Annotated in this window: 25 protein-coding genes; 12 read left to right on the forward strand and 13 right to left on the reverse strand. The window is 42.8% G+C overall.

Going from position 1 to position 25,289, the window contains the following annotated elements; translation table 11 throughout:
* Window positions 1–247: 247 nt before the first annotated feature.
* From ABD894_RS14480 to ABD894_RS14520, 9 genes are all read right to left on the reverse strand, one after another.
* Window positions 248–658, reverse strand: coding sequence for a plasmid mobilization protein (locus tag ABD894_RS14480; protein ID WP_345211767.1), 411 nt, complete (start codon window positions 656–658; stop codon window positions 248–250).
* 175 nt (window positions 659–833) lie between these two features.
* Window positions 834–1,757, reverse strand: a complete 924-nt coding sequence (locus tag ABD894_RS14485) for a toprim domain-containing protein (protein WP_345211768.1) — start codon at window positions 1,755–1,757, stop codon at window positions 834–836.
* A gap of 749 nt (window positions 1,758–2,506) precedes the next feature.
* Window positions 2,507–3,409: a hypothetical protein gene (locus tag ABD894_RS14490; protein WP_345211769.1), complete on the reverse strand. Its 903-nt coding sequence runs from the start codon at window positions 3,407–3,409 to the stop codon at window positions 2,507–2,509.
* Between the two features lie 280 nt (window positions 3,410–3,689).
* Window positions 3,690–4,046: a hypothetical protein gene (locus ABD894_RS14495; RefSeq protein WP_345211770.1), complete on the reverse strand. Its 357-nt coding sequence runs from the start codon at window positions 4,044–4,046 to the stop codon at window positions 3,690–3,692.
* A gap of 1 nt (window position 4,047) precedes the next feature.
* Entirely contained in the window at window positions 4,048–4,818 is a 771-nt protein-coding gene (gene ku / locus ABD894_RS14500; protein ID WP_345211771.1) for a non-homologous end joining protein Ku, read from the reverse strand.
* Window positions 4,815–5,087, reverse strand: coding sequence for a hypothetical protein (locus ABD894_RS14505; protein ID WP_345211772.1), 273 nt, complete (start codon window positions 5,085–5,087; stop codon window positions 4,815–4,817). The genes ku and ABD894_RS14505 overlap by 4 nt, the downstream gene beginning before the upstream one ends.
* A 333-nt stretch (window positions 5,088–5,420) precedes the next feature.
* The gene (locus ABD894_RS14510) at window positions 5,421–5,660 is read right to left on the reverse strand and encodes a hypothetical protein (RefSeq protein ID WP_345211773.1); all 240 of its coding nucleotides are present in this window, start codon (window positions 5,658–5,660) and stop codon (window positions 5,421–5,423) included.
* A gap of 4 nt (window positions 5,661–5,664) precedes the next feature.
* Window positions 5,665–6,762, reverse strand: coding sequence for a S1/P1 nuclease (locus ABD894_RS14515; RefSeq protein WP_345211774.1), 1,098 nt, complete (start codon window positions 6,760–6,762; stop codon window positions 5,665–5,667).
* A gap of 287 nt (window positions 6,763–7,049) precedes the next feature.
* Entirely contained in the window at window positions 7,050–7,433 is a 384-nt protein-coding gene (locus ABD894_RS14520; protein ID WP_345211775.1) for a hypothetical protein, read from the reverse strand.
* An 88-nt stretch (window positions 7,434–7,521) separates the two neighbouring features.
* Here ABD894_RS14520 and ABD894_RS14525 point away from each other — a divergent pair, with 88 nt between their 5' ends.
* The gene (locus ABD894_RS14525; protein ID WP_345211776.1) at window positions 7,522–7,713 is read left to right on the forward strand and encodes a hypothetical protein; all 192 of its coding nucleotides are present in this window, start codon (window positions 7,522–7,524) and stop codon (window positions 7,711–7,713) included.
* Between the two features lie 443 nt (window positions 7,714–8,156).
* Entirely contained in the window at window positions 8,157–8,576 is a 420-nt protein-coding gene (locus ABD894_RS14530) for a DUF1810 domain-containing protein (RefSeq protein WP_345211777.1), read from the forward strand.
* Window positions 8,577–8,592: 16 nt separating this feature from the next.
* Here the strand turns inward: ABD894_RS14530 and ABD894_RS14535 are convergent, their stop codons facing one another.
* Together ABD894_RS14535 and ABD894_RS14540 are read right to left on the reverse strand one after the other, a co-directional pair.
* A complete protein-coding gene (locus ABD894_RS14535) occupies window positions 8,593–9,405 on the reverse strand; it encodes an SOS response-associated peptidase (protein WP_345211778.1) in 813 nt (270 codons plus the stop codon).
* 5 nt (window positions 9,406–9,410) lie between these two features.
* Window positions 9,411–9,899 carry a hypothetical protein gene (locus tag ABD894_RS14540; protein WP_345211779.1) on the reverse strand — a complete coding sequence of 163 codons (489 nt, stop codon included), beginning with the start codon at window positions 9,897–9,899 and terminating at the stop codon, window positions 9,411–9,413.
* A 250-nt stretch (window positions 9,900–10,149) separates the two neighbouring features.
* Here ABD894_RS14540 and dinB point away from each other — a divergent pair, with 250 nt between their 5' ends.
* The 7 genes from dinB (at window position 10,150) to ABD894_RS14570 (ending at window position 16,835) form a co-directional block, all read left to right on the forward strand.
* On the forward strand, window positions 10,150–11,310 hold the full coding sequence (gene dinB / locus ABD894_RS14545) for a DNA polymerase IV (protein ID WP_345211780.1): 1,161 nt from the start codon (window positions 10,150–10,152) through the stop codon (window positions 11,308–11,310).
* A 2-nt stretch (window positions 11,311–11,312) separates the two neighbouring features.
* A complete protein-coding gene (locus ABD894_RS14550; RefSeq protein WP_345211781.1) occupies window positions 11,313–14,255 on the forward strand; it encodes a DNA polymerase III subunit alpha in 2,943 nt (980 codons plus the stop codon).
* 31 nt (window positions 14,256–14,286) lie between these two features.
* Window positions 14,287–14,550, forward strand: coding sequence for a hypothetical protein (locus ABD894_RS14555; RefSeq protein WP_345211782.1), 264 nt, complete (start codon window positions 14,287–14,289; stop codon window positions 14,548–14,550).
* A 127-nt stretch (window positions 14,551–14,677) separates the two neighbouring features.
* Window positions 14,678–15,118 (forward strand): response regulator, encoded by a 441-nt coding sequence (locus tag ABD894_RS14560; RefSeq protein WP_345211783.1) that lies wholly within the window; start codon window positions 14,678–14,680, stop codon window positions 15,116–15,118.
* A 9-nt stretch (window positions 15,119–15,127) separates the two neighbouring features.
* A complete protein-coding gene (locus ABD894_RS14565) occupies window positions 15,128–15,490 on the forward strand; it encodes a response regulator (RefSeq protein ID WP_345211784.1) in 363 nt (120 codons plus the stop codon).
* Window positions 15,491–16,225: 735 nt separating this feature from the next.
* Complete coding sequence (locus ABD894_RS28155; protein ID WP_425562967.1) at window positions 16,226–16,312, forward strand: DUF2256 domain-containing protein; 87 nt, start codon at window positions 16,226–16,228, stop codon at window positions 16,310–16,312.
* Between the two features lie 16 nt (window positions 16,313–16,328).
* Window positions 16,329–16,835 (forward strand): 2'-5' RNA ligase family protein, encoded by a 507-nt coding sequence (locus ABD894_RS14570; RefSeq protein WP_345211785.1) that lies wholly within the window; start codon window positions 16,329–16,331, stop codon window positions 16,833–16,835.
* A 666-nt stretch (window positions 16,836–17,501) separates the two neighbouring features.
* Here the strand turns inward: ABD894_RS14570 and ABD894_RS14575 are convergent.
* Both ABD894_RS14575 and ABD894_RS14580 read right to left on the reverse strand, forming a co-directional pair.
* On the reverse strand, window positions 17,502–18,275 hold the full coding sequence (locus ABD894_RS14575) for a DNA-formamidopyrimidine glycosylase family protein (RefSeq protein ID WP_345211786.1): 774 nt from the start codon (window positions 18,273–18,275) through the stop codon (window positions 17,502–17,504).
* A gap of 8 nt (window positions 18,276–18,283) precedes the next feature.
* A complete protein-coding gene (locus tag ABD894_RS14580) occupies window positions 18,284–18,511 on the reverse strand; it encodes a hypothetical protein (protein WP_345211787.1) in 228 nt (75 codons plus the stop codon).
* A gap of 86 nt (window positions 18,512–18,597) precedes the next feature.
* On the opposite strand from ABD894_RS14580, the gene ABD894_RS14585 reads away from it, so the two are divergent.
* The 3 genes from ABD894_RS14585 to ABD894_RS14595 all read left to right on the forward strand — a co-directional run bounded on the left by ABD894_RS14585 (window position 18,598) and on the right by ABD894_RS14595 (window position 25,106).
* The gene (locus ABD894_RS14585) at window positions 18,598–19,494 is read left to right on the forward strand and encodes a DUF72 domain-containing protein (protein WP_345211788.1); all 897 of its coding nucleotides are present in this window, start codon (window positions 18,598–18,600) and stop codon (window positions 19,492–19,494) included.
* An 835-nt stretch (window positions 19,495–20,329) separates the two neighbouring features.
* On the forward strand, window positions 20,330–21,232 hold the full coding sequence (locus tag ABD894_RS14590; RefSeq protein WP_345211789.1) for a hypothetical protein: 903 nt from the start codon (window positions 20,330–20,332) through the stop codon (window positions 21,230–21,232).
* Between the two features lie 688 nt (window positions 21,233–21,920).
* Entirely contained in the window at window positions 21,921–25,106 is a 3,186-nt protein-coding gene (locus ABD894_RS14595; protein ID WP_345211790.1) for an SIR2 family protein, read from the forward strand.
* Window positions 25,107–25,289: the final 183 nt, after the last annotated feature.

Genomic DNA, 25,289 nt, shown 5'->3' on the forward strand with positions numbered 1-25,289 from the left:
GTGAGATCGGATGTTAAATAAAGTTCGACTATTTCACGCTTGAAATCGTCCGAATAGCGCTTTACAATTTTCATGGTTTTGTTGATTTAAATCACTCAAAACTGTAAACCTATTTCAGGACAAGACAATACTTAAATGTATAGATAACCTTATCGCCGTATAACCTGATACCTGCAGGACAGCGATCGGTGTAACAGCCTACCCGCATATCTTGAAAACCCGATAACCACGTAGCTGTCAGATCTTATCATCTGCCCAACTCCCTGATGATCTTTCTTAATGCCGTCTCCAATAATTGCTGAATGCCGATATATTCTTCAAAAAGGGCGTTAAACTTACGAACAACAAGTGGATCAAGGGCATTCTGGAGTTTAAGCGTATTGGCATGTTTAGCCAATTGATTGATATTATTTCCGATCCGGCCCATGTCAGCACCTATGGTATCCATGCGTGACATGAGCTCCCGCGCATTAATGACTACTCTTCCGGCGTCAGATAATACCCGTAAACGGATCAGATCGGTTCTTGAAAGATCCAATACCTTTTCCAGTTCAATAATTTGCAGGTATTCTTCATCGGTAAAACGGACATTGATAAAATTATTCCGTTTATTCCCCGTCAATTTGGGCCTGCCCATTGATTTCTTTTGTTTTGTCATCAGAAAAACGAGTTGCGAGTTTTGACAATCCTCTCGGGAGAGCAAGAGATTTTTTGTGAAACAAAAAGACATCTTGCCGTAAGGAAATCAAACAGATTTCCGGATAACAAAATGTGATGGAGGCGAAGAAAATGGCTGTTGATTTTTGACTGTAAGGTATTAACCAAAAATGGTCTTATCTTTTAAATGGAACTCTTGTTCCTGAGAAATAATTCGCAGCTAATTTTGAAAAGGTCATATGGGCTTTCACCATGTCGTTGTAGTCCTTGTATCCGGTATATAAAGAGGAGCGGTCTGTAGCGTATGGTAGTGATAAACAAAAAGCTTTAGTCACCCCAAAACCCGCGCTGTCCCTGTCAAAATAAAGATCGATGGAAGAAAATTTCTTTGCCCGCTCCACGGCTTCGGGTAACATAGTAATACTATTCAGAACGATCACACTATTATCATGTTCCGGGTATTCTTTTTTCCAACTGAGAAAATCCAGGAAGCCTTCAAAAACAGCGACGCTTTTCTCATTGCCCGGTATAAAACTAATTGCCTTATTCCCAAGGCATCCTTTAAAATACTTGTTACGAACTTCCCATCCATTAAAATCGTTCGGCCAGCCGGCAGCAAAGAAAAGTTTACGTTCGCCGGCTTTATTTTCAACATAATAATACACTTCACTGAGGTATGCTTTAGCCTCGTCTAATATGCCCCGGGATTGGAGATAACCGGTTATTGCAGGATGTGTACCAATATCTTTAATTTCCTGAATAATATAATGGGGGGGCCTGACAGATTTTCGCGGACGCAAGATTCTGGGTTCGGAAGCTTGTATAACAAGTACCTCTTGGATATTTTTAACAACTTCCGCGAAACTTAGGTTTTTCCAGTAGGCCAGGCCAAAATCGATAATATTTCCACCCTTACGTGTTCCGTGGTCAAACCAAACGCCAAGATCATCATTGACACTTAATGAAGGCGTTGTATCGTTATCACGAAGCATGCTGATGTACATCCTTTCACGTCCATGTCTAGGAACGGGATGATAGCCCAGTTTGGCTAACAGCTCGACAATCGAGGCCTGTTCTTTTAGTTCTTTGGCAGTTAACATATAATCTGATGTCGTAATTATTAATAAATTAAATAGATTGATAAAATAGAGATTGTCGGAGTAGTACAGTGGTACCGGCAGCGGGTAACGAACCCGTAAAGACATTCCTGCCGGTATATAGCTATTCGGGACTACCCGCGTCGGTTTCTACAAACCGGACTTTCGTCTGCCAATGCGCTTTCGGTTATTGATACCATCTCACCTTCGCAAAATTTCCTGTGGATCAGGATAATGTTTTGTCCCTGTATGTCAATGATCGTGTGTAACAGTCTTGCTGTTTTCATCAGGACATTGCCCTGATGACGGATCAAAATTCAGGAGAATGAAAAAGGATTTTTCAGGAGTGTTTCGGTACTACCGAAAGATTTATTTGGAGCAAGAAAATAAAGATTGGAGGAAATAAGACAGCGTTGGGAAGTCCACACAGCAATATAAAGCGGAGTAGTAAAGGTAAGTGGGGATGCAGGCGTCTTTATTTCGGCTTTCGGTACTGCCGAAAAAACAAAAAGGAGAAGGTGAGATCGAAAAAATAAGCAAATATTATACGAACTTTGTACGTTAACTTATTAAATTGGGGTAACAATTCATCAGTGGTATTGAATTTTAAATAAATATTATGCATGATGGGTGGATATTCATGTGTTCTTTACTCAAGCATATGGAAACAAGAAAAGCCGCCTGGAGAAAAAAGGATTGGAAAGATATATTGAAAAAACGTTTTAAATTATTTATGAAATTCTTCCAAGAACTTATCGATAAAAGACGAGCTCATCATCATCGTCATTGTTATAACTCAGGTGCTGCGGAATCCAATCGGCCATGTTTTCAGGTAATTCATAGATTCCTTCTAATAACAGGTTGGTTCGTACCGGCATCTTGTGGGGGTTGCCGATCATAATCCACTCTTCTTTCGGTGGCAAGGTCAATTGCTTAACCCTGAAATCTGGTGACATCGGTTTGCTTTTCCATTGGTTCCGGTAAGGGTAGAGATCGGCCGCGTTAAGATAAATAAGATAAGCAGGCTTACGCCATTTAAAAGCGATTACCAGGTCTGTAAGTAGCCAGGCATTGTTTTTTTTAGTAAACACGCGTTCATCCTTTAAATCCAGATTCTCAAAAGCAATAACATCTGGCTGCAATTCAAAATACTTATTAACAATAAACTCACTCTGTAGCATCTGACTGGCGCCCCCGTCTAAAGAGATCAATCCAACATCCTTCAAGCGGGTAGTTAGTCTTGTTGGTGGCTGTAAGGCCATCGCATTGTTATAATATACCTTTTCTGTGATTTCCGCCGTGCGTAATGAAGGATGAAAATATTTAATGGGTACTTTTGGAATGATCGTGAAATCTTCTGCATAGAAATTATCCTGGTGAATAAGTTCTATACCCGCGTGGAGAGCCAGATCCCGTATTTTTTTCTTTACAGGATGCGTATGTAAGAGATAACCTTTAGATGCCTTATTCCCCATAAGCCAAGTGGAAAACTGTTGGATATATTGTCGATCAACTTCTTTAGTTTCTCCGACCGACTCAAACAAGTAATGAACCGCCAAACCTTCAATACTTCCCCTTACAGAAAAACGTGCATTTTCCTGCAAAACCTTCACGTGCATGTCTGGAAATAAAGAAATTAAACGATCCTCTATCATTTATACAAATATGTAAAAAGACGGCTAATTTGCAAATAGTTACATCCAGTGTACCATAATCACCCACAAATTTAAACACCGCGATTTTTGATGCCAGACAGAAAGGTGGAATTTTTATGTACGGCATAAATAACCACTTAAGGAGCTGTTTAGAAACACATTTTTTTAGTTGTATAAGCATATGAAGAGCTTAATGATCTTTATTTCAGCGGCTGACCTCTCTGCGATTTCAGCCTCTACTGTAAACGGCCAGAACCAATTCCTCTGATAACAGGGCAAATTAGTTAAAGTTGGGTGGGTATATCCGGATCCTGATAGGTCTCGATAAAGACAGCAAGGTAAGCCTGCTCGACAAGGCTAAGTTCCCTGCCTTCAAAATGCTGAACACTGCCATTTTAAACAAAAGTTTTCCCAAGTAATCCGGGTTCATATCGTCAGGTAGTTCGTTGGAGGGAGTATCGAATTCGACTGGCGCTGTAATGAACGGGGTGTCATCGCCAAAATTATTTTGATAGATTTTATATCCACCGGCAGAGGTTAACCCTTTGGGGTCTTGTTTTTCCAGGACCGGTTCGATGACGACATAACGGTCGCTGCCGTCTGCCTGCGGAATAGTGATATGGACAGGGCTCATCATATTAAGCACCCTTTTTAACTTTCAGACTGCTCATCAGCTGATCATATAGGTCATCTCCTTTAGCAGCTTTTGGTTTTAATTTCTTGATCGTCGGTCGTTTTCCTTTGGCCTTTTGTTCAATGATCTTTAATAATTCATCATGGTATTCGTCTTTGTATTTAGAGAGGTCAATTGGCTCTGTGTACTGGTCAATAAGTGCCAGGCCCATATCGAGTTCTTTTTTACTTACGTCCAGTTTTTCATCCAGCCCTAACTCCTCCTGTTCGCGTATTTGCTGGGAGAAACGGATACGTGTTACTACGAGGGCGTTTTCCACCGGGTGTACGACGCACAAACTTTCGGTGCTTCTCAGGACAAAGCGTGCGAGACCTGCTTTGCCTGATTTCTTGAGTGCGGAAAGTAACAAGGCATATGCTTTGTTCTTTTTGGTAGCAGGAGCGGTATAATACGATGTTTCATAGTACATGGGGTTGACAGAAGCAATATCAACGAAACTTTCGATTTCGATCACCTTGCTTTTTTCAGGAGCCGCAGCTTCAAAGTCTGCATCTTCGATGATCACATAATCATCGTTATACTTGTAGCCTTTAACGATCTTATCATAGGGAACTTCCTTTTTGGTGTTTTCATTGACCCGCTGGAATTTAATGTGGGCGTGATCACGGCTATCCAGCATGTCCAGGTCGAGCCTGCTTTCCTGCACGGCAGAGAATAATTTAACGGGGATGCTCACCAGGCCGAAACCGATCGAGCCTGTCCAGATACTTCTCATAACTTTAGTTTTCTGATATTGTCGTTTACACCATGCGGGTAATGCGCTTCGATCTTGTCGGCCAGTAAATGCAGTATCTCTTCATCTACTCTGCCTGGATTCTGGCAGATATGCAGAAAATCCTGATTATCCGGGGTAAAGCTTACTACATAAGTGCCGTTCTCATAAACGCGGAATTTGCATTTACCGTCTTCGTGGTGCGCGTATTCCCCCACCTCAAAATGATGCGCTTCTTTACCTACGGTGATGATGATCGGGTAATTGTTCATACCCTTATAACTATTTGAAAACCTTATTGTTTCTGTTGATATAGCACTAAAAGCAAAACGAACGGTTTTCTATTACAGGAATGATCATCGGCTTTGAACAGCAATGTCCCGTTCCTGAAAACGACGATCATTTTGACATCAAAAGCAAAGTGAGGTTATTCATAGGGGCGCGCAAGATAATCACTGGCGGTAGTTATCGGGGCCATTTATTACCAAGAAAGACCATGATCCGTGCCTCCAATTTTTGCGAAAATAAAATTCCATGTTCTAGCCAAACGATTGGGAAATCTGCAGATTGAAAAAGCAGACAGCACATCAGATCAATAATATGCGCTAATTGCTTAGCGACCTAAGTTTCTCAGCCACAGCCTGCAATAATCCGACATTTAGGGATACAGTTGTGGCGTTGATTGACAGTGCGCGGTAACCGCCTTCTTCATCGGGTTCAAAAACAAACGTAGCCTCATCAATCAGCACAGCAATCCGGTGGGTATAACCCCACCGTTCAAATCGCGCCTTAAATTCATGTACAGTTCCCTGGTAAGTTACCGGAATGATAAACGGCTCATTCATCACATTAAAATTTGATCTTTAACGGGTCAATGATGACGATCTGCGGTTTTCCTTTATAATTGGTTACCTCGCCTTCTACCGTGATACTCTTGTTCTCCAATTGGGTGCCCAGTTCTTTAGCTTTGCCTTTTAATACAACCGTCAGTAACTGGTTAGGATAAGCCGCGCCTAGATTGACCAATACCATGCTGCCGATATCTTTACTGCTATAGACCTTTCCCTCGGTGCGTATTGTTTTCCCTATAGCATTTTTAATTTCTTCCAGTTTTACCAAGCTTGCTACACCTGCACTGACCGGTGGCGGCGGTACGAGAGTTACGTTGGTGATTTTTAACTGTTCGTCATTGAATAGTTTATTGAGTTCACCTGCCAGACGTATAGCCGCCTGGTCCATGCGTTTACGGACGATGATGATCGATCGCTGGTAATAAGCTTCATCAATCTGCTGGCCAGCTTTTGTTTGCGCGTATAATTCGCTGCTCAACTGGTAACTCTCCCATAGCCATTCCATTGGGCTGTCTGACTGCCATTGTTGGATTTGCGCAGGTGTGGCCAGATCGTAGGCCTTGATCATCGCTGTTTCACTTAAACCCTCATGGTCAATCAGCCGGCTATCCCATAGGGCATGCAGGTTAGTTCCCTTGTTATCAAAGCGGACCTGTATGGTGTTACCACCTTTATCTTCCTTGCGGCTAATATGCATGGGCTGGTGCGCATCTCCGACCAAATGGATCAGGTATTTCAACGCTTCGTTTTTTTGTTCCGGATTTACCGTTTTATCTTTTAGTGTCGCTTCTGTTTTAAGGAGAGCGGTGTATGTATTGTTATCGCTTTGCTGGACGGCCTTTACAAAATCCTCGTGGGTGAGCCCTAAAGGCAGATTGAGAAAATGCCATGGAGTTGTTGCTTTGTTTTTGTTTTCGTCAGCCCAGGTGGCCACGTCAGCCATGCTTTCGCCTTTCAAATAAGCAGAAACCACATAGGCAGTATTACTGGTCAGGTGCTTTTGTGCAATGGTCGCTATGACACGATGCGCTTTAAAACCCCAGGAAATCAGAACCACTGACAGCAATATCAGGCAAATACTAAAGAATTTCTTCATGCTGCGAATATAATTGGAGGTGTTGTATAAATAAAAAACTGTTGATAATTATCAAACGACCTGGGAGAAGGTCTGCTTCAGACAGGTTCCATGACCCTTTGGACTTGAACATCAGAAGTCGACTTTTTTCCGGTAAATTGCTTTTTGAATTCCAGGGATAAACCGTGTTTGAAGTGGTACAGCATGTTTTTGCTGCGATTGTTATCGTCCCGTTCGTAGTCAGCAATATGCTGCCATGTTCGTTTCAATAACGCAGCATGGTCTTCCAATAAATGTTCCGGCAATCTTTACTTTGTCCCACTTTCATGAATCGTGTCAGCCTTTCTGCTATCTACTGCTTGTTCATGGTTGCCATATAACCGGAGCGCTTCCTGGGGGAAAAGTGCGGAATCAGGAGGTACCTCCTTCACGTAGAGTTGCGTTTTAATAAAATCGCTGAAAAAGAAATCGACCGCCTCCTTAAGAGTTTCAAGCGATATGCCGGGCAAAACGCGGAACATAAATATCTTTTCAGGAATAAATCCGCCATTAATCCGGTATTGTGTTGCCATACAATAAGCAGTCTGCTCCGGCATCAATGCTTTCACTTTTTCACGTACTTCCACGTTAATGCCGGTATCCGAATTCCTGATTACGGTGCCTTCTGTCGTTATTGTAAACTCGTATCCCATCGTTTAATCGTTTTGTGTTTACAAATTTATACTAAAAAAATTAGCATTATAAAATGTATTTGATAATTTTGACTATCGTTTAAAATGAATGAAAACATCGGCGGATATTAAATTGACTGAAGAAATACTTTTGGAAGCTATGAGGCTTTTGGACGATGTGAGCCCAAAGATGGGTATGTTCGAACGTCAGCATTTAGCAGGGTTAAAGCGAAAGTTTGAACAGCATGCCCTGATCAACGAAAACCTGCGGTTAAAGTTAAATGAGATAGATACGGCATAGGCGGGTATAAAAAGTGTTGTTGAGGATAAAAAGCAAGTGACAAAAAAGCGGTGATGGACGGTCAGGAACCTATACTGACGTTCAAGTGCCAATAAGGATGTGACGGCGCTTATCATGTTCGATCCCGGCAACATCAAACAACAGGCGTCCGGGAAGCGACGTGGTGACGAAACACCGTATGTTAGAAGCTCAATCCGCGTCTATTCAAACCGTACTTAAATCAAAACCAGCTTTCGTGTGTTAAGGGTAAAAAGGAGGAATTATGCCCTGGCACAACGGAGATTATCCGCCATCTCATAAAAACCAACCTTAAAAAATAAGGGATAAGGCGACGGCGGTCGCTAACGAGGTTTTGAAGACAACCGGCAACGACGGCGAGGCGATTGCGACGGGGCTGAAACAGGCCCGGGCGCATTTTACTTAGGAACAAAAAAAGAAAAAAAATGGATAACTATCCTGACCTGAAACGTTTTTTAGACGCGCAATTCCGTGATTATGCGACCGCATTTACGGAAATAAAAAGCGGACGCAAAAAAAGCCATTGGATGTGGTATATTTTCCCCCAAATAGACGGGCTTGGTTTCAGCAGCATGGCGAAACATTATGCGATTAAAGACCTGCCTGAAGCCAAAGCTTATCTCGCACACCCTATTCTCGGGCCGAGATTGGTGGCCATCAGCAAAGCTTTATTAGCACTCAGAGGCGATAATGCCGGGGACATAATGGGATCGCCTGATGACTTGAAGCTGCGATCTTCGATGACATTATTTGCCCTGGTACCCGGGGCCGATCCTGTCTTTTTAGCCGTCTTAGAGAAATACTATCTTGGTGAAAAAGATCATGCCACCGTGCAATTGATTTGAATCTTCTAAAGGAACTTTAGGAAAAGAGGGAGGGCTGTACGTTACCATTTGCTTTTGATTCGCTTCCAAAAACAGGGAGCTTATCTCCCCAGTTATATCGAACATTTTTGAGATGGCCATCAGGATGCGGTTTTCCGCCCCGTATCGAAAACACGGGATGGTATTCCAGGTCTTCGTCCGGTATACAGTAATGAAATATCTCGTCCATATCACCCTCCTTCAAATCTGCCTGCAACCAGGCCTTTTCCATTTCCTGCGTAAGAAATAAAGGCATGCGATGCTTATTATCACCATCATTGTGGATCCATGCCATCACATTATTCGCGCTTCTGGTGATCATTGTAAAAGAGGGGACTGAGAATATCTCGCCGGTGTAGTGGTCAACTTCCTGGCTAACCTGGTAAAGCGCGGGCACATAAAAACCGGCTCTGCCTTTTTCGCTAACGTGGTACGGTATCTTATTTTTAAATCCCGTTGCCTTCTGGTGTTCGTAAATGCCTGTGGTGGGAATGAGGCAACGGTTATTCCGCATTTTGTACCAATAAGATTTTTTATCACCAAGGATACGTTCAGATTGCGCATTGACCATATTGCGCCTGCGGATCTGGCGCATTTTCGGATCTTGTTCGTAAACAGGAATAACTCCCCACCCCATATTTACCAGGTGAAGATCATTGCGGTTAACGACGATGGGATATTGCGGTAATATTTCACAAGTGACGTGTATCAGCTCATCCGGATGCCGGGCCACATCAGGGGCGACCTTAATCCCTTTAAAGTCATCGGTCACTATTTTGATCTCGGAATGAAAACTGATATCCCTGCACATAAATCTTATTTTATCATGTTATAAAAAAGCGCGGTATGGCTTTGCTCACCGGAGGTGATCTGTGCCTTCAGGCGGCCGTACTCCACAAATATACGCACATCATAATGTTCTTCCTTTTTCATGCGGATGGATTGAATATACGCATAAACGGGTTTCCTATAAGCATCCTGCAATCTTTTCTCATGTCTTGCGTCGATCGTGCCATTAAAGAACATCGATAAGCCGGATTCGGTTTTTAATAGTTTAACGATCGCTTGATACTGTGCCGGATCGAGCAGGTTCTGCGCTTTGCCTTCTTTTTCGCCTAACTCCGCTTCGTGTAAACGGGCCTCGTTACGTTCGGCGTACGCCGACAGTAAAAAAGTTTTCTGCGCGGGTTGCCCCAGCCATTGAAAGCGCTGAATGACCACAAAAGGCTTGCCCATCCCAATCAGTTTCTTTATCGTGTCCTCCTTAATTCTCAGGAAGGGATTGTAAAACAGGGTCTCCATCATTTTTACAGCGTTTTTTAATGATCACCTCCGGCCTTACAACTGAAGGTGCATGGTTATCGGTTAATGATCAGTGCATTAGGGCGCTAAACCTTACCGGGAAAAATATTTTCAAACATAAACAAAATACTAATATTTTTAGTATTAGTTTTGTTGTCCGCTTTGCAAAGGACGTATTTTAATCCAAATAGGTCCTCCAAATAAAGCGTAATACAGGTAAAAAATGAATCGCAAATTAACATAACCGGTAAGCATGATGAGCACAGACCGCCAGATCATACACATGGACCAGGACGCATTTTTTGTGTCTGTAGAGGTCCGTAAAAACCCGCAGTTAACGGGAAAGCCGGTCATTATTGGCAGCCTGTCGGACCGTGGGGTAGTGGCGTCATGCAGTTATGAAGCCCGGAAATTTGGTGTGCACTCGGCGATGCCGGCAAGGATGGCGCGCATGTTATGTCCGCATGGTATCTGGATCAGGGGAAATATGGATGAATACTCGAAGGCCTCCCATGAGATCACCGAAATCCTCAAGGAAAATGTACCCTTGATCGAGAAAGCCAGCATCGATGAGCACTACATCGATATGACGGGCATGGACAGGCATTTCGGCACTTTGTTGTATGCCAAGGAACTGCGTGCCAAGGTGATGAAAGAAACCGCTTTGCCGATCTCTTTCGGGCTTTCCGTCAATAAGACCGTTTCCAAGATGGCTACCAACGAGTGTAAGCCGAACGGTGAGCTGAACATAGACAAAGCGGTGGTACAACCATTCCTGAACCCGCTTTCGATCCGTAAAATTCCCGGGTTAGGGGAGAAGACCTTTATCAAGCTGAGCGATATGGGTGTCAAGCGAATCTATGAACTCGCGCAGGTACACCCGGAATACATGAACAGCATTCTGGGAAAAAACGGCATTTGGCTGTTACAGAAGGCAAAAGGAATTGATGAATCGCCGATCATTCCTTACCAGGAGCAGAAATCTATTGGAACACAAAGTACTTTTAAAAGTGACAGTATTGACCTGGTATCGATCAATTATTTATTGACATCGATGGTCATGGAGCTGGCTTTTGAATTACGGCAAAAGAAAAAGCAGGCAGCCTGCGTAACCGTAACCGTACGCTATTCCACGAGGGAGGATGTGACGAAACAGGCCATGATTCCCTATACCGCTTTAGATGGTCCGCTGATCAGGAAGGTCAAAGAACTATTCAGGCAAGCCTATCAAAAGCGTTTGCTTATCCGCCTGGTCGGCGTACGCTTATCGAACCTGGTTGGTGGCTTCGAACAGATCGACCTGTATTCAGAATCGGAAGAGCAGTACAGCCTTTGCCAGGCGATGGATAAGATCCGCCGGCGCTTTGGCCCGGATGCGATCAAACTGGCGTCAGGTATTAATTTAAACTTATAGTTATGTACCTGAATGTCCACTCGCAATATAGCTTGCGCTACGGCACCATGTCCATCCCGGCATTGGTAGCGGAAGCCATGGCACGGGGCATCACGCAAATGGTGCTGACTGATATCAATAATTCCACCGGCATCATGGAGTTTATGCGGGAGTGTGACGAAAAAGGGGTTAAGCCCATCGCGGGTATGGAATTCAGAAGGGAGAAGCGCCTGCTCTACATCGGTATTGCAAAAAACAGGGAAGGTATGAAGGAGCTGAACGACTTCCTGAGCGAGCATAACCTGGAACAAAAGGCGCTGCCGGACATCGCGCCGGAATTTAGTGATGCCTACATCGTTTATCCTTACGGACATGCGGCTCCATTGAAAAAAAACGAATACCTGGGAATCCGTTTCAACGAGCTTAACCGGTTATACGGCAACGATTTAAAGGAAATCAAAGAGAAGTTGCTGGCCTTGCAGCCGGTGTTCGTGGCGGATAAGATCGAGTACCGCCTGCATGAGTACTTAAGGGGGATCGATCTGAACGTCGTGCTGACGGAGGTTACTGAATCGGATAAATGTTCGCCGACCGATATGTTCTTATCACCCGGGCAGCTGGAAGCTAAGTTCTCCAGGTATGCATTCATACTGGATAATACGCGGAACCTGATGAATACATGCGTCATGGATTACCCGAAAGGCCGGATCAATCTGAACCGAAGAACCTTTACCGGGAACAAGAAAAATGACCGGGAACTGTTAGAAAAACTGGCTTTAAGCGGTATGGAATACCGTTACGGCAAGGCCAATAAAGAAGCCTTGCGTAAAGTCAAGCATGAACTGAAAGTGATCTATGAGCTGGACTTTTGCGCTTACTTCCTGATCACCTGGGATATCATCCGTTATTCCGGTTCACAAGGATATTATCATGTGGGCCGTGGCTCCGGTGCCAATAGTATCGTCGCTTATTGCCTTAAAATCACCGATGTCGACCCGATCGAATTGAACCTTTATTTCGAACGGTTTTTAAACGCGCAGCGTACCTCACCGCCTGATTTTGATATCGACTATTCCTGGGACGAGCGGGAAGACGTGCAGGATTATATCTTTAAGCGTTACGGCAGCCAGCACACCGCGCTGCTTGGCACGATGTCGACCTTCAAAGACCGAAGTATTATCCGCGAGATCGGCAAAGTGATGGGACTTCCGAAGTCAGAGATCGACGGTTTTACCGACCAGACCCAGGCTGCAGTCAACCAGAACAATGATACGTTCAGGAAGATCGTAGCCATTCATGAACGGATGGCCAACATGCCCAACCAGCGCTCCATCCATGCCGGCGGGGTATTGATCACGGAGGAACCCATCACCTACTATACCGCGCTTGACCTGCCGCCTAAAGGTATGGCGACCGTCCAGTGGGATATGTACGAAGCAGAGAAGATCGGCTTTGACAAGTATGATATCCTGAGCCAGCGCGGGATCGGGCACATTAAAATGGCGGTTAAATTAGTGGAGGAAAACCAGCAGCGAAAGATCGACATTCACCAGGTAAAAACCTTCATGCGAGACCCTGCGGTCAATGCCAACCTGAGGATAGGCAACACCAAAGGCTGTTTTTACATCGAATCGCCGGCCATGATCCAGTTGAACCGGAAGTTAGGTTGTGACAACTACCTGGTGCTCGTTGCCGCCAGTTCCATTATCCGGCCCGGCGTTGCCAGTTCCGGGATGATGGGGGAGTATATCAAGAATCACCATCACCCTGATAAGGTTCAGTACCTGCATCCCGTGATGGAGGAGCAGCTGAAGGAAACCTACGGGGTCATGGTTTACCAGGAAGACGTGATCAAGATCTGTATCCACTTCGCGGGTATGGATGGCACAGATGCCGACATTTTGAGGCGGGGGATGAGCGGCAAATACCGTTCTAAAAAGGAATTTGACAGGCTGGTCGAGCGTTTTCACGAAGGCGCGATCAAATTAGGGCGTCCCCCGGCCGTCGTTGCTGAAGTATGGCGGCAGGTTTCCTCTTTTGCCGGTTACAGTTTTTCAAAGGCACATTCCGCAAGTTTTGCGGTGGAGAGTTATCAAAGCCTTTTCCTGAAAACCTATTACCCACGGGAATTCATGGTGGCGGTATTGAACAATTACGGCGGTTTTTATGACAGGGCCTTGTATGTACAGGAACTACAAAGATCAGGGGGACTTGTACACCTGCCCTGCGTCAATAACAGCGAAAGCCTGGTGAACATCAGCGGGGTAGACGTCTACCTGGGCTTTGCCGGTATCCACGGTTTGACAGATATTTTTATCGCGCTGATCCCGGAAGAACGCAGGCGGAACGGTACCTATCAAAACCTGGAAGATTTTATCAAAAGAACAGGTATCGGGCTGGAACAGGCCATCACCCTGATCAGGGTAGGGGCGCTGCGGTTTACCGGAAAAAGCAAAAAGGAACTGCTCTGGGCTATTCATTTACTGCTGGGGGCGAAAGGGAAGCCATCCAATACCGCTGAACTATTTTGCCTGGAAGCCAAAAATTATTCCTTGCCGGTACTCGTCAACACCCGGCTTGAAAACGCGTATCATGAGCTGGAACTGCTGGGCTTTCCTTTGAGCATGACGATGTTTGAACTTTTGCAGACCGATTATCGGGGCGAAATATTAGCTAACGACTTGATTAACCATGTCGGGCAAAGGGTAAAAATGGTCGGTCTCTACGTCTGTGAAAAAACGGTGCATACCAAAACGAATAAAAGAATGTGGTTCGGCAACTTCCTGGACGTGGAGGGCAATACGTTCGATACGGTGCATTTTCCCAACAGCACGCCGACTTACCCTTTCCGTGGCGCGGGATGTTACCTGATCCTGGGTAAAGTAGTGGAGGAATTCGGCTTCGCCAGCCTGGAAGTGCTCAAGTTTGCCAAGCTGCCTATATTACCCAATCCCGTTATATCCTAATGAACATAAAGTACAACTTAAGATCGTAAAAATGGACAGAATCAAACTACAATGCCTGTTGTCAGGGGTGGACACCAGCCTCCAATTTGATAAAAAATCAATGCCCGGAGAGGCCGGACCCTGTTACATGATCACCGCCAACGGATCTTTCAAAGGCTATATCTCGCGCCGGGAAAACGGCAGTTATCAATCATTAGGGACAGCCTATTACGCGAATGAAGATTTAGAATTTATCTGTGCGCACTTAGTCGAAAGTCTCGCCGGAAGTTTGGGGCGTAATCCATCAAAAATTTAAGTAACAACAATGATATAACGATTTATCACTTTCTATTTGAAGATAATTGACAAAGTACCTATATTTAAATTTTTTAATTAGAACTAAAATTTAACAGGCAAAGCCACGGCTAGCTTGTGTATATGGAATGATTTCAACAGTTGATAAAGCTACCCGTGTTTATGTCATAGATGATGAGCCACTGGACAATATTATATTTAAGATGTTGCTTAAAAGAGTCAACAGTAAGATCCAGGTTGATGCTATTAATGACGGTCGAAACGCGATCAATAAGTTGATCCAGATGTGTAAGACCAAGCCGGAAGGTCTGCCAGACTACATTTTTTTGGACCTCAACATGCCCGGCATGAACGGCTGGGACTTTTTAGCTGAATTCAAACGTTTCGGTATCAACCAATATAAAAAGATCCACATCAATATCCTGTCTTCCTCTGTTTACTGGGAAGACATCAATAAGTCGTTGTCAAATCCTTTGGTAGAACACTTTTTCAACAAGCCAATTAATCTCGAGAACATGAAATCCATTTTCAGAGCAGATGGCTTCGCAGGTAATCTTTCTATTGTATAGTCTTCAGGTATGTCTGCTAAAAAAAAGATTTTAATTATTGAAGATGACAGCGATATACTGGATATCGTTTCTGCCGTATTAAATATCGCTAATTTCGATGTTACCGGATCAAATGGGACGAACGATATATTTGAACTGACCAAACTTCACCAACCCGATTTAATACTGACTGACTATATGCTGCCAGGGTTGACAGGCGGGCAGATTTGTAAGCTTATTAAAAGCAATGAGGAAACGGCCAACATACCGGTTGTGTTAATGTCAGCCTACCACAAACAAGCCATAGCCATCGGGCACTTCAATTATGATGCTTTTGTGAAAAAGCCGTTCAATATAGATCACTTGGTGAGCGTCGTAAGTAAACTTTTATAGGACGGCTTATTTACGAAGCCCATTGATTTCGAGTCCCTGATTTGCCTGTCACTTACAGGCTTCATGCTGTATGGATTACGCGTCACTGACTTGCAATTAAGCTTTGCAGTGCCTGAATCCTGCATTTTTGAAAAGGGCTACCACAGGCGAAACCGGGGATTAGACGGAAATGCACCGTTTAATCAGTTTGCTTAATTAAGCTCATTTCGATGTACACTCCTTCAGATGTTAACAGGTAAACAGATCTTTTCGCAATAAATCTAAAACCACGTTGTTACTTTGCCCGTTAAAAAAAGAAAGTATCGTTTACCCATTTTAACAGAAGGCCATGGTTGTCACCCTGCAATCGAAGATGAAAATAATATAACATGTCCTAAGTGTAAGATCACTGGAGTTCGTAGAATCCCCAGATCTCGCTTCGTCAAGATGTTGCTTTCTGATAATATCAAGCATTACAAATGCTATAAGTGTTTTCATTCCTTTTACAAAAAAAATAATTGATGTCATGGTGCTTTAATGTATCCATAGTCTTACTTACTACGGTTTGCTGGTATAGTAAGGCGGATTTAATTGCTCAGATCAAAACTTTTTCAAGTATGGATTATTATTTTGGCATACTTTCGTTAAGGAAAGTAACCGTCAAGTTCTTGATTCTTTATTGCACCATCATTTTTATTTAATATGCAGACAGACCCATTTGCGATCAATGAATATATGGTAAGCAATAGGGTACATATGAAAGGGGGCAAAGCGACATTTGCCGCAAAAGTCTGTTCCGACTGCAGCCCGCCTTTCGTTTGGCGAAAAAAATGGGAAAAGTAAATTATTGTTCAGATAAATGCAGAAGCCGGAAACAGCACCCTTGATTTTAACTTTGCGATTGTGCGCAAGTGATGCCGGATTCTTTAATACGCAGCGCAAACTTTATTTCCCGGCAGAAAGAAACCACCTGGAAGCACACCTGATGCTTTTTCATCAACTGCCGGCTGAACCGGCTACTTATCATTACCTATCAGACCTGCGGCATCCCGGGTTTTTTCTGGAAGTAGTAGGTTTGATGAACCTGGGCGCCGGCGTTGCGTACCGCATGGACAGCCCTGAACTTTTGGCCCTGCACCGTTCCATCAAAGCACACTTTGACCCCAGCCTGATCCCACAGGACCGGCAGGGGTTCCGCCCGCATGTTACCATTATGAATAAATCAACACCGGCAAAAGCCAGGGAATTATTAGCTAAACTTACACCAGGCTTTCGGCCTTTTGCTGTTGAAGTCACCGGGCTGGATCTTTGGACCTATTTGGGCGGACCCTGGCAGCACGCTACTTACTTCAGCTTTACAGAATGATGGTTGGACGGTTGTGCTAGATCAGGAGTGGGAAAAGGAGGACAAGAAACCGTGGGCCGGTAAGGCTAGCATGGTGCCTGCCTTGAAAGTAATCCGCTTGCGGGTATTGCAGGTAACCTAAATTAGAAGCGCATTACCGGAATTGAAAATAGAACGGAACTATTTTCCTTATTAGGTGAACAAAAGTAACAACACGATGTTACTTCCGTAGTTAATAAGTGCCTGGTCTCCAAGCGCAACTACAATAATGAAGATGCTCTCGTGGTAAGGGGCATCTTTTTTTTATGTGACGCTGTAAAACTTTCAGGAATATTCAACGTATAAAAATTAACTATTGTGGACGTGGGGTTCACTTGTGTTATAAGTTAGGCACTAAGATGGTTTGAGATATAACCATCTTTTTTATTTTAGAACTAAACGGTTGCTTATATTTGTACGGATTTACCGCCGGGTAATTCAATTAATTAATTTCAAGGTCACTTTGTGTAGGGGTATACAAGGTGACTTTTTGTTTTCACAGTAATTGAGATCAGGCATTACCCGTTCGCCACTCTTAAAAGCAATCTTAGCACAATTCAGCAGTGAAATTGGGTTTTGCATTTTTCACTATTGGACTTCATGAAAATTCTTTTGTTTTATTTGTCTATATGGATTAAAATTATCCAGCTATTTAAACAGCTGCTGAGCTTCCGTGTAGTAGGTCTGTCGTTTATTGATTTCCGCTTTAAGAATTTCTTCTCCCGCGAGCGTCTTTGATTGTTTTGGGCGATGCACCTGGAGAAAATCACGTTCTTTTTCCGTAATCGTATCCGGAAAGTTTTTTAATATATGGTATTCTGCATTTGTCAGTACTGTTTTGATCGCTTTGGTGAGCACCTCGATCTTGTCCTCCGGGATTTTGTTAGCTTCCGAAAACGGCGAGATTTTAGCTTCATATAAGATTTCATCTACATAAGCATTCCCGATGCCTCTGACGGTCTTGCCATCCGTCAAAACGGTTTTGATGGGACGCGAAATCTTTAACAAAGCGGTATTTAAATAACCGGAGGAAAGGTCCAACGCATCCGGAATGGTGGCAGGTTCAGGATCGAGTGTCAGGATCACTGCTTTTTGCCAGTCCGTGATGGCTAACCCAGTTCCGTCGTTAAACACCAGTTCCGCGATGGTGAAGCGATTTTCATTTTTATCCTCATACCAATGCATGGCACCATACAACATCAGGTGAAGTCCTAAACGATGACCATTTTTAAACAGGAAGTGCAATTCCTTTCCGGTTCTTTCGATACCCATCAAGGTTTGTCCTTCCAGGATATTTTTGAACTCCGCTTCAGGGGTTTTCAGTCGTCGCGTGATGATTACGTGCATGGTAGACAGTGTCTTACCGACAAGGCGCCTGGCAAGGTTCTTCCTGAATATATTCAGATCTGGTATTTCGGGCATATTATTTCTTATTTATATTCACTTTCTATACGAGCGCCTATCTCCTCAATAATATTCTCCGGTAGCGGGACGCCTGATGCCTGTATCCACGTCCATTCGTCGGTATGTGCTATAGCAGCCATCCACCGGCCGTCAAAGTATACGTCATAGAATTCATTTTCCATCACCACTTTGCAATTCACGGAATTCTCCGCATACACCATGGTAAAACTAAAGGAAGGATGTCGAATTTCCATGATCAAATATATACCTTAAACGAACAACCGGCGTTTTCCAAAAAAATAATGCATCACTTGACCAAATTACTCCTTATTTTGTTTTCATGGAATTTGGGCGCGTTAATGATTCGTTAGATAATATTGATTTTAGATTACCTCCGGATACGGATTCAACTATTCAGCTATTGAAAGCCAATAAAACTGAAGGTGAATTGCGCGTATATATAGGCGCGCCAAAATGGGGGGAGAAAACCTGGAAAGGAATTATTTATCCCCAAAAAACGCCGGACAACCAGTTGCTCGGGCATTATAGCCAGCAATTCAACACCGTGGAGTTTGGTCCTACATTTTATAATATTTATACAGCAGATGAAATAAAGCGATGGACTACACAGGTGGCGGATTCCCCGGCCTTTAAATTTTGTCCTAAATTCCCTCAAATAATCACCCACATGCGCAGGCTGGCTAACGCGGAGCAACAAACTGTACAATTCTATCAAAGTCTGAGTGGTTTCGGCGATCACCTGGGACCGCTCATCTTGCAATTAGGGGATAACTTTCCGCCAAAAAGTTTTCCCCAGCTTAAGGCTTATCTTGAATCTTTAGATCCTGCAATAAAAGTGAGCGTAGAGGTTAGGCATAAGCAATGGTTTGCCGAAGCTGAGCATCGCGAACAGTTTTTTCATTTGCTGTCCAAGTTGAATATCGGAACCGTCATTTCCGACACATCGGGTAGGAGGGACGCCGTACACATGGAGTTGACGACCACTGATGCTGTCATTCGTTTTGTAGGTAATAACCTGGCGGAAAGTGACTATAAGCGGATGGATGACTGGGTAGAGCGAATAAAACATTGGGCTGAGCTGGGATTGAAAACCGTGTGGTTTTTCATGCATCAAAATAACGAAAGGTATGTTCCGCAAGCATGCGTTTATTTCATCAATCAGCTTAATGCGAAGCTTTCTACAAGAATAATAGCACCTGAAATAATTGGCGACTAGCTAAAAGAGTTTTTTCGAAACATTCGAACGTTCTCCAGGATAAGGGATATATTTGAAGCGGCTCCTAAGTCAATCGACCATTTTTACACAGCCTTTAATTGATATAAAAGCTTCACGTGCTCCACAATTCTAACAACCAACCTGGAGCGATTGAAAGTTTTGACAGCTTTGAAAGTAGTATTTAAGACAACATTAGTTTATTGGACTGTCTTACAAAGACAGCCTTGAAAGGCAGTAAATTACTTAAAGCTAATTCGAACTTATTTATAATTAATTGATGAATTAGTTCAAGATGGACGGGGCCGTGCCAGGATTAAATTCCGGCATGCTTCTTTTGATTTATAAAATTCTGTAAATAAGTTATGATTTGAAATAAAGCCTCGCCAATTCGCAGGCTGGATGAAGTAGATCAAAGCATAGCATTGTTTTAAATAACCCAGTTTCCATAGATATTCTCTTGCTCGCTTATATTCAAGAAGAACGAATCATATTATTTCGGAGATTTTAAAATTGAAGAACTAATTGAAACTAACAAATCCCGAAAGAAAAAGTTACTTTGAGCAAACCAAAAGAAGATAAAGAAAAAGCGGATCATCTGAAATGGATAGAAAAGTTGACGATTTATTTACACAAATAGTATTACCTATAAACTGAAATAATTCGACAATTAGTTACAGATAAATGTCAGGGTTAAGTATCGTTGTTTTTTAACAGTTTCTTCGGTTATATGGGGCGTTTAATTAGCTTCCCTGCCGTAGTAATTATTTTTTATTATTAGATTAGGTTTCGTAAATTAAACGTTTATAATCAATTACTTAATCTAAATCAACGTCATATGAAACTTTCAAGACTATTACTCGGTGTGTTGTTAATAACTTCATGCGGAAAATGCGGAACGTCAGACAAAACGTCTGAAATTAAATCTGACACAACCACTGTGTCATCAGTGGAGGATACACTGCCAGAGAATCCTGTGGATAAAAATTTCTTTATTAGTGCTCCTGCACATGTTGTGCCGGCGAATACTACTGATACAATTACTGATCCTGTTATCACTTTTTCTGTTTTAAGGATGGGAGATAATTCTAAACTGATTATTGATAATGGTATAGATTCTTCTCAGGTTAATATAAAGACTTGTTTTATTGGTGACAACTGTGAAATATATGTTGTTGGGTCTAAGGGAGGAGCTGGAGATAAAGGTGCAGACCTTGGAGATGATAATGATCATGGTAAGGATGGAACTCCAGGGCCTTCTGGTGGAAATGGGAAAACTGGCGGGGATGGAAAGTATCTTCAAGTGAACATAGGGCTAAATAAACTTGGCAAATTAACAATTAACTCTTATGGGGGTACAGGGGGAGTTGGTGGTAACGGGGGTAAAGGACAAAGAGGCGGGAATGCACAACGATTTATTCATTCTGGAGGCAATGGAGGTAGCGGAGGCAGTGGAGGAATTGGTGGTAGCGGGGGTGCTGGGGGAAAAGTTGTTGTAAATTATTGGTTTAATGATAGTCCTCTAGATGTAGAGGGAAAATTTACCGTCAGATCTGATGGAGGTGCCGGAGGAGTGGGGGGCGAGGGTGGCCCAGGTGGAGGAGGAGGAAGTGCAGTTAGTAGCGGATTTACAGGTAAGAGAAGTGGTGGGAGTCCAGGCCCTAGCGGCTCAAAAGGGGCTGCTGGGCCTTCCGGTGCACATGGGCCATTTCCTAAAGTGACACAGGTGAGAAAGACCTGAACTTAGGAAAAAAGTACTCTAACTATTATGCAATAATTCGGGAGTTCGTTAGCAAACTTCTAAATTACTCCCGAATGCTATGCGAAAACATGAATAATTTGGTATGCCCCGAAAACGAAACCCCCTTAAATGATGCCATTTAAGGGGGGGGTACTGTTTTGGTATTGAAAAGCGGAATGGACGGGACCGTGTCGACTTAGTATTTAAACCTTATTTTCAACGAGTTATATTTCTTGTCATCTTCTGTTAACCGTCATGTTAACCGAATAGTTTGCTCTATATTAATCGAGTTTATATTAATACTAATATAAGAAATATTCGATAAAATAATGAATTTATTCATGCTTTAGTTTCTATTAAAATAACACCACATAATAACTTCTTTGACGAGTTCGATCCCGCTCTGATGATAATCAAAGACTTTTTTTATGCTTTTAAAGCTGGAGGCATCTTGTCGTCCCCCAGAGGAGATATGGCGGATCGCGCGGGCTAAAGGTAACGGCCAAACAATTTTCAATGGGGGACAAAAAACTTTGCACAATGAGAGATCATCAGTTGCAACACTTACATGAAATATTAAATTTGTAATACTGACCCTTGTCACTCTTGGTATAACATGCAGTTAGTTACGTTTGTAATGGTCGTACCATGTAAATAGGGCTACAAGCAATAACCTTAATTATTTGAAATGCCTGAAAATTATGTTTTAGAAGTGGATCAATTTGTCCGCTCGGTAGAAATTAGCAGACAAGATTTTTTCACCGTTCTTTTAGGAGCCGGTGCATCTATAACATCTGGGATAAAATCTGCTAATGAATGTGTTTGGGAATGGAAACGAGACATCTATTCGACTAAGGTATCTACGCACAACAGCGGAAAATTAGATGACCGCTCGGAACAGGTCCGGCAAACCATCCAAAAGTGGTTAGATAACGAAGCTATTTATCCAGGTCTTCATTCCCCTGAAGAATATTCTGTTTACATCGAGAAATGTTATCCGATCGAGGATGATCGAAGGAAATACTTTCAGCGCCTGGCAGAGAAAAAGGAACCATCTGTTGGCTATAAATTACTTTGTCTTTTACATGAATTGGGATTAATGAAATCCGTATGGACGACCAATTTTGATGACCTTTGCCGGGATGCAGCTATTAAAACCAACAACACCGTCATCGATATCACCTTAGACTCCGTAGACAGAATTATCAGGCCTATAAACTCATCGGAACTTTTATTGGTCAAACTACATGGGGATTATAAGTATGGCCCTTTAAAAAACACCGATAAGGAGCTGAAAGACCAGGACGAAACATTCCGTACCCGGCTAATAGAGTATCTTAATGATAAACATTTAATTGTTTCAGGGTATAGCGGACGAGACGCTTCTGTAATGGACGCTTTGAAGGAATCTTATGCAAAACGGGGCTCAGGCAGGTTGTACTGGTGTGGCTATGGTCACGATATTCCTGAACCTGTCAGAGCGCTTATCGATACTGCTAGACAGAACGGCAGATCCGCTTACTATATACCAACCGACGGCTTTGATAAATTAATGATCACTTTATCCAAAAGTTGCTGCAAGGACAACCTTGAATTAATGCGTAAATTCAATGGCTATTTAAAAAGCGAAAAAGAAAACCTGATTAAAACACCTTTCACCTTTGAAAACGGCAAGTTCAATTCGATCATTAAAGGTAACTTGTTTCCTATTAAACTGCCACAGGAAGCTTTCCAATTTGAATCGGACATAGCAATTGAGCCAAATGCTTGGAAAACAATAAGAGAACTAATCAAGCCCTTCAGGATCGTTGCAGTACCTTACAAGGGCTGCATTTGGGCATTAGGTACTTTGACAGACATTAATGAATGCTTCAACGGAAAAATTAAAGGCAGTGTTGTGAGAGTGCCAATTGCCGGAATGAATTTGTGGCGCGATACGGCTATTTATAGCTTATTGCTTTCTTCTTTGGTCCGCGCATTATCTGCGCCACATGGCTTAAAGTCAAATGGCAAAGACCTGATCTGGAAAGAAACAGCTACCACCAATCGCATATTGCAAAATGCACTTTACAGTACGCATGAAGCAATCAGAATATCGCTCAGTACAGATGGGACACGTACATATTTGTCTATTCTACCAGATTTCAGAGTTCAGACTTCCGACCCCGAAGCGAGGATCACTAAGGATATCAAGCAGGAAGTTGGCCGGACATATTTTGATAAATTACGGAACAACTATTTCGATGAATACATCTTATCGTGGAGGAAACTCATTTTAAAGGGAAGCGATAAAAAGTTAAGCATCGAATATCCTACCAACTCAGCGTCCGGCTTTATCTTCGAAATATATCGGCTGCCATTATTTGCAAAGATCGCTAAGCCTGGTGTAGGAACTGAGGTGAGGTTAAATGACAAGTTCCCGAAAGCTGTATTACATTTTAACGGCATACAATATAAGGAACCGGAATTGGAATTTGGTGCCAAGCATCAAGGAATGCAACCGCCTCTTGATTTTCATCCGATGAGGGGTTTAAGTAAAAACAATCCCCATGACAGCAATTTGAACGGCTTACTATTTGAGAATACTATCCGGCTTGGTGTGATTTGTAGTTCGCAGGAAGCAGGAATATTTTCAAGTTTTCTTAAAACTCATTTAGCCAAAGTCAGCTCAAATAACGTAAATCAGGATTACCTGATAGATTATCCTGGATTTTACGATACATATGGAGTTAGCTTGAATGTGCCTGATATTAACTCTGCAAATTGGTTCAGTTGCCCCGAGCCGGAAATTAAGCAGAACCTGAAGGAAATGGCTTTTGATCTGCGTTCCAAAATCATCAACAGAATCGACCAAAGTTTAAGGGATGAAGTAAAAAAAGTGCTGGTGATATTTATTCCAGACCGATGGTTGACCTATACGTCATTTGACGAGGAAAACGAACATTATGACCTCCATGATTATATTAAAGCCTATTGTGCTGAAAAGGGTGTGGCTACGCAATTTGTTCAGGAAGATACCGTAAAAAGCCCTTTAAGTTGTCAAATCAACTGGTGGTTGTCTCTTTCATACTACGTAAAATCCTTACGAACACCGTGGATATTACAAAACCTCGATAAAAATACGGCCTTTGCAGGGATAGGCTACAGCGTATCGAGCGCAAAAGCAGAAGCCGGCAACATTGTTTTAGGTTGCAGCCACATCTACAATTCGGAAGGACAAGGATTGAAATATAAGTTGTCGAAGGTTGAAGATAAGCTTTATTGGGATAGACAGGACCGGCCCCATCTAAGTTATAATGATGCTTTCCGTTTTGGACTTTCGATTAAAGAGTTATTTTTCAATGCCATGAACGAGTTGCCCAAACGGGTGGTCGTCCATAAACGCAACTATTTTACCAATGATGAGATCAACGGTTTAAAAGACAGCTTACTTAGTAGCGGAGTAAATTCGTTGGACCTTATCGAGATCAATTATGCCGATGATATTCGATTTATTGCCACAAAGATGGATAATGATTCCATGCCGATCGCGGATAACTTTGCAGTTCCAAGGGGCACCTGTATCAAGTTCGATGATCATACGGCATTTCTGTGGACTCATGGCATCGTTTCGTCGGTAAGAAATCCGGCTTACAAATTTTACTTAGGCGGTAAATATATCCCGGGGCCTTTAAAAGTGACCAAACATTATGGACAAAGTAATATCGGCACAATTGCAAATGAGATCCTCGGATTAACTAAGATGAACTGGAATTCTTTCGACCTCTACAGTCAGCTGCCAGCAACAGTAAATTCATCTAATGAAATAGCAAGGATCGGTCGGCTTTTGTCGAAACGTGAAGGTATTACCTACGACTACCGATATTTTATCTAAGGACGATTGCGTTTTAGAATTTGACTCGAGCCCAGTTGGAAGCTACCTAACGGACAATTCTCGAACCATTTCACGGATGATTTCAGGAGATTGGCCTCCTTTAGAATGATATAGAACATTTGGTTAAAGTCCACTGTGTGGATCATTAATCCGTCCCGAGACTGGATATAATTCGAACCAATT

It is taken from the genome of Mucilaginibacter gynuensis (assembly GCF_039541195.1).
GTDB lineage: Bacteria > Bacteroidota > Bacteroidia > Sphingobacteriales > Sphingobacteriaceae > Mucilaginibacter > Mucilaginibacter gynuensis.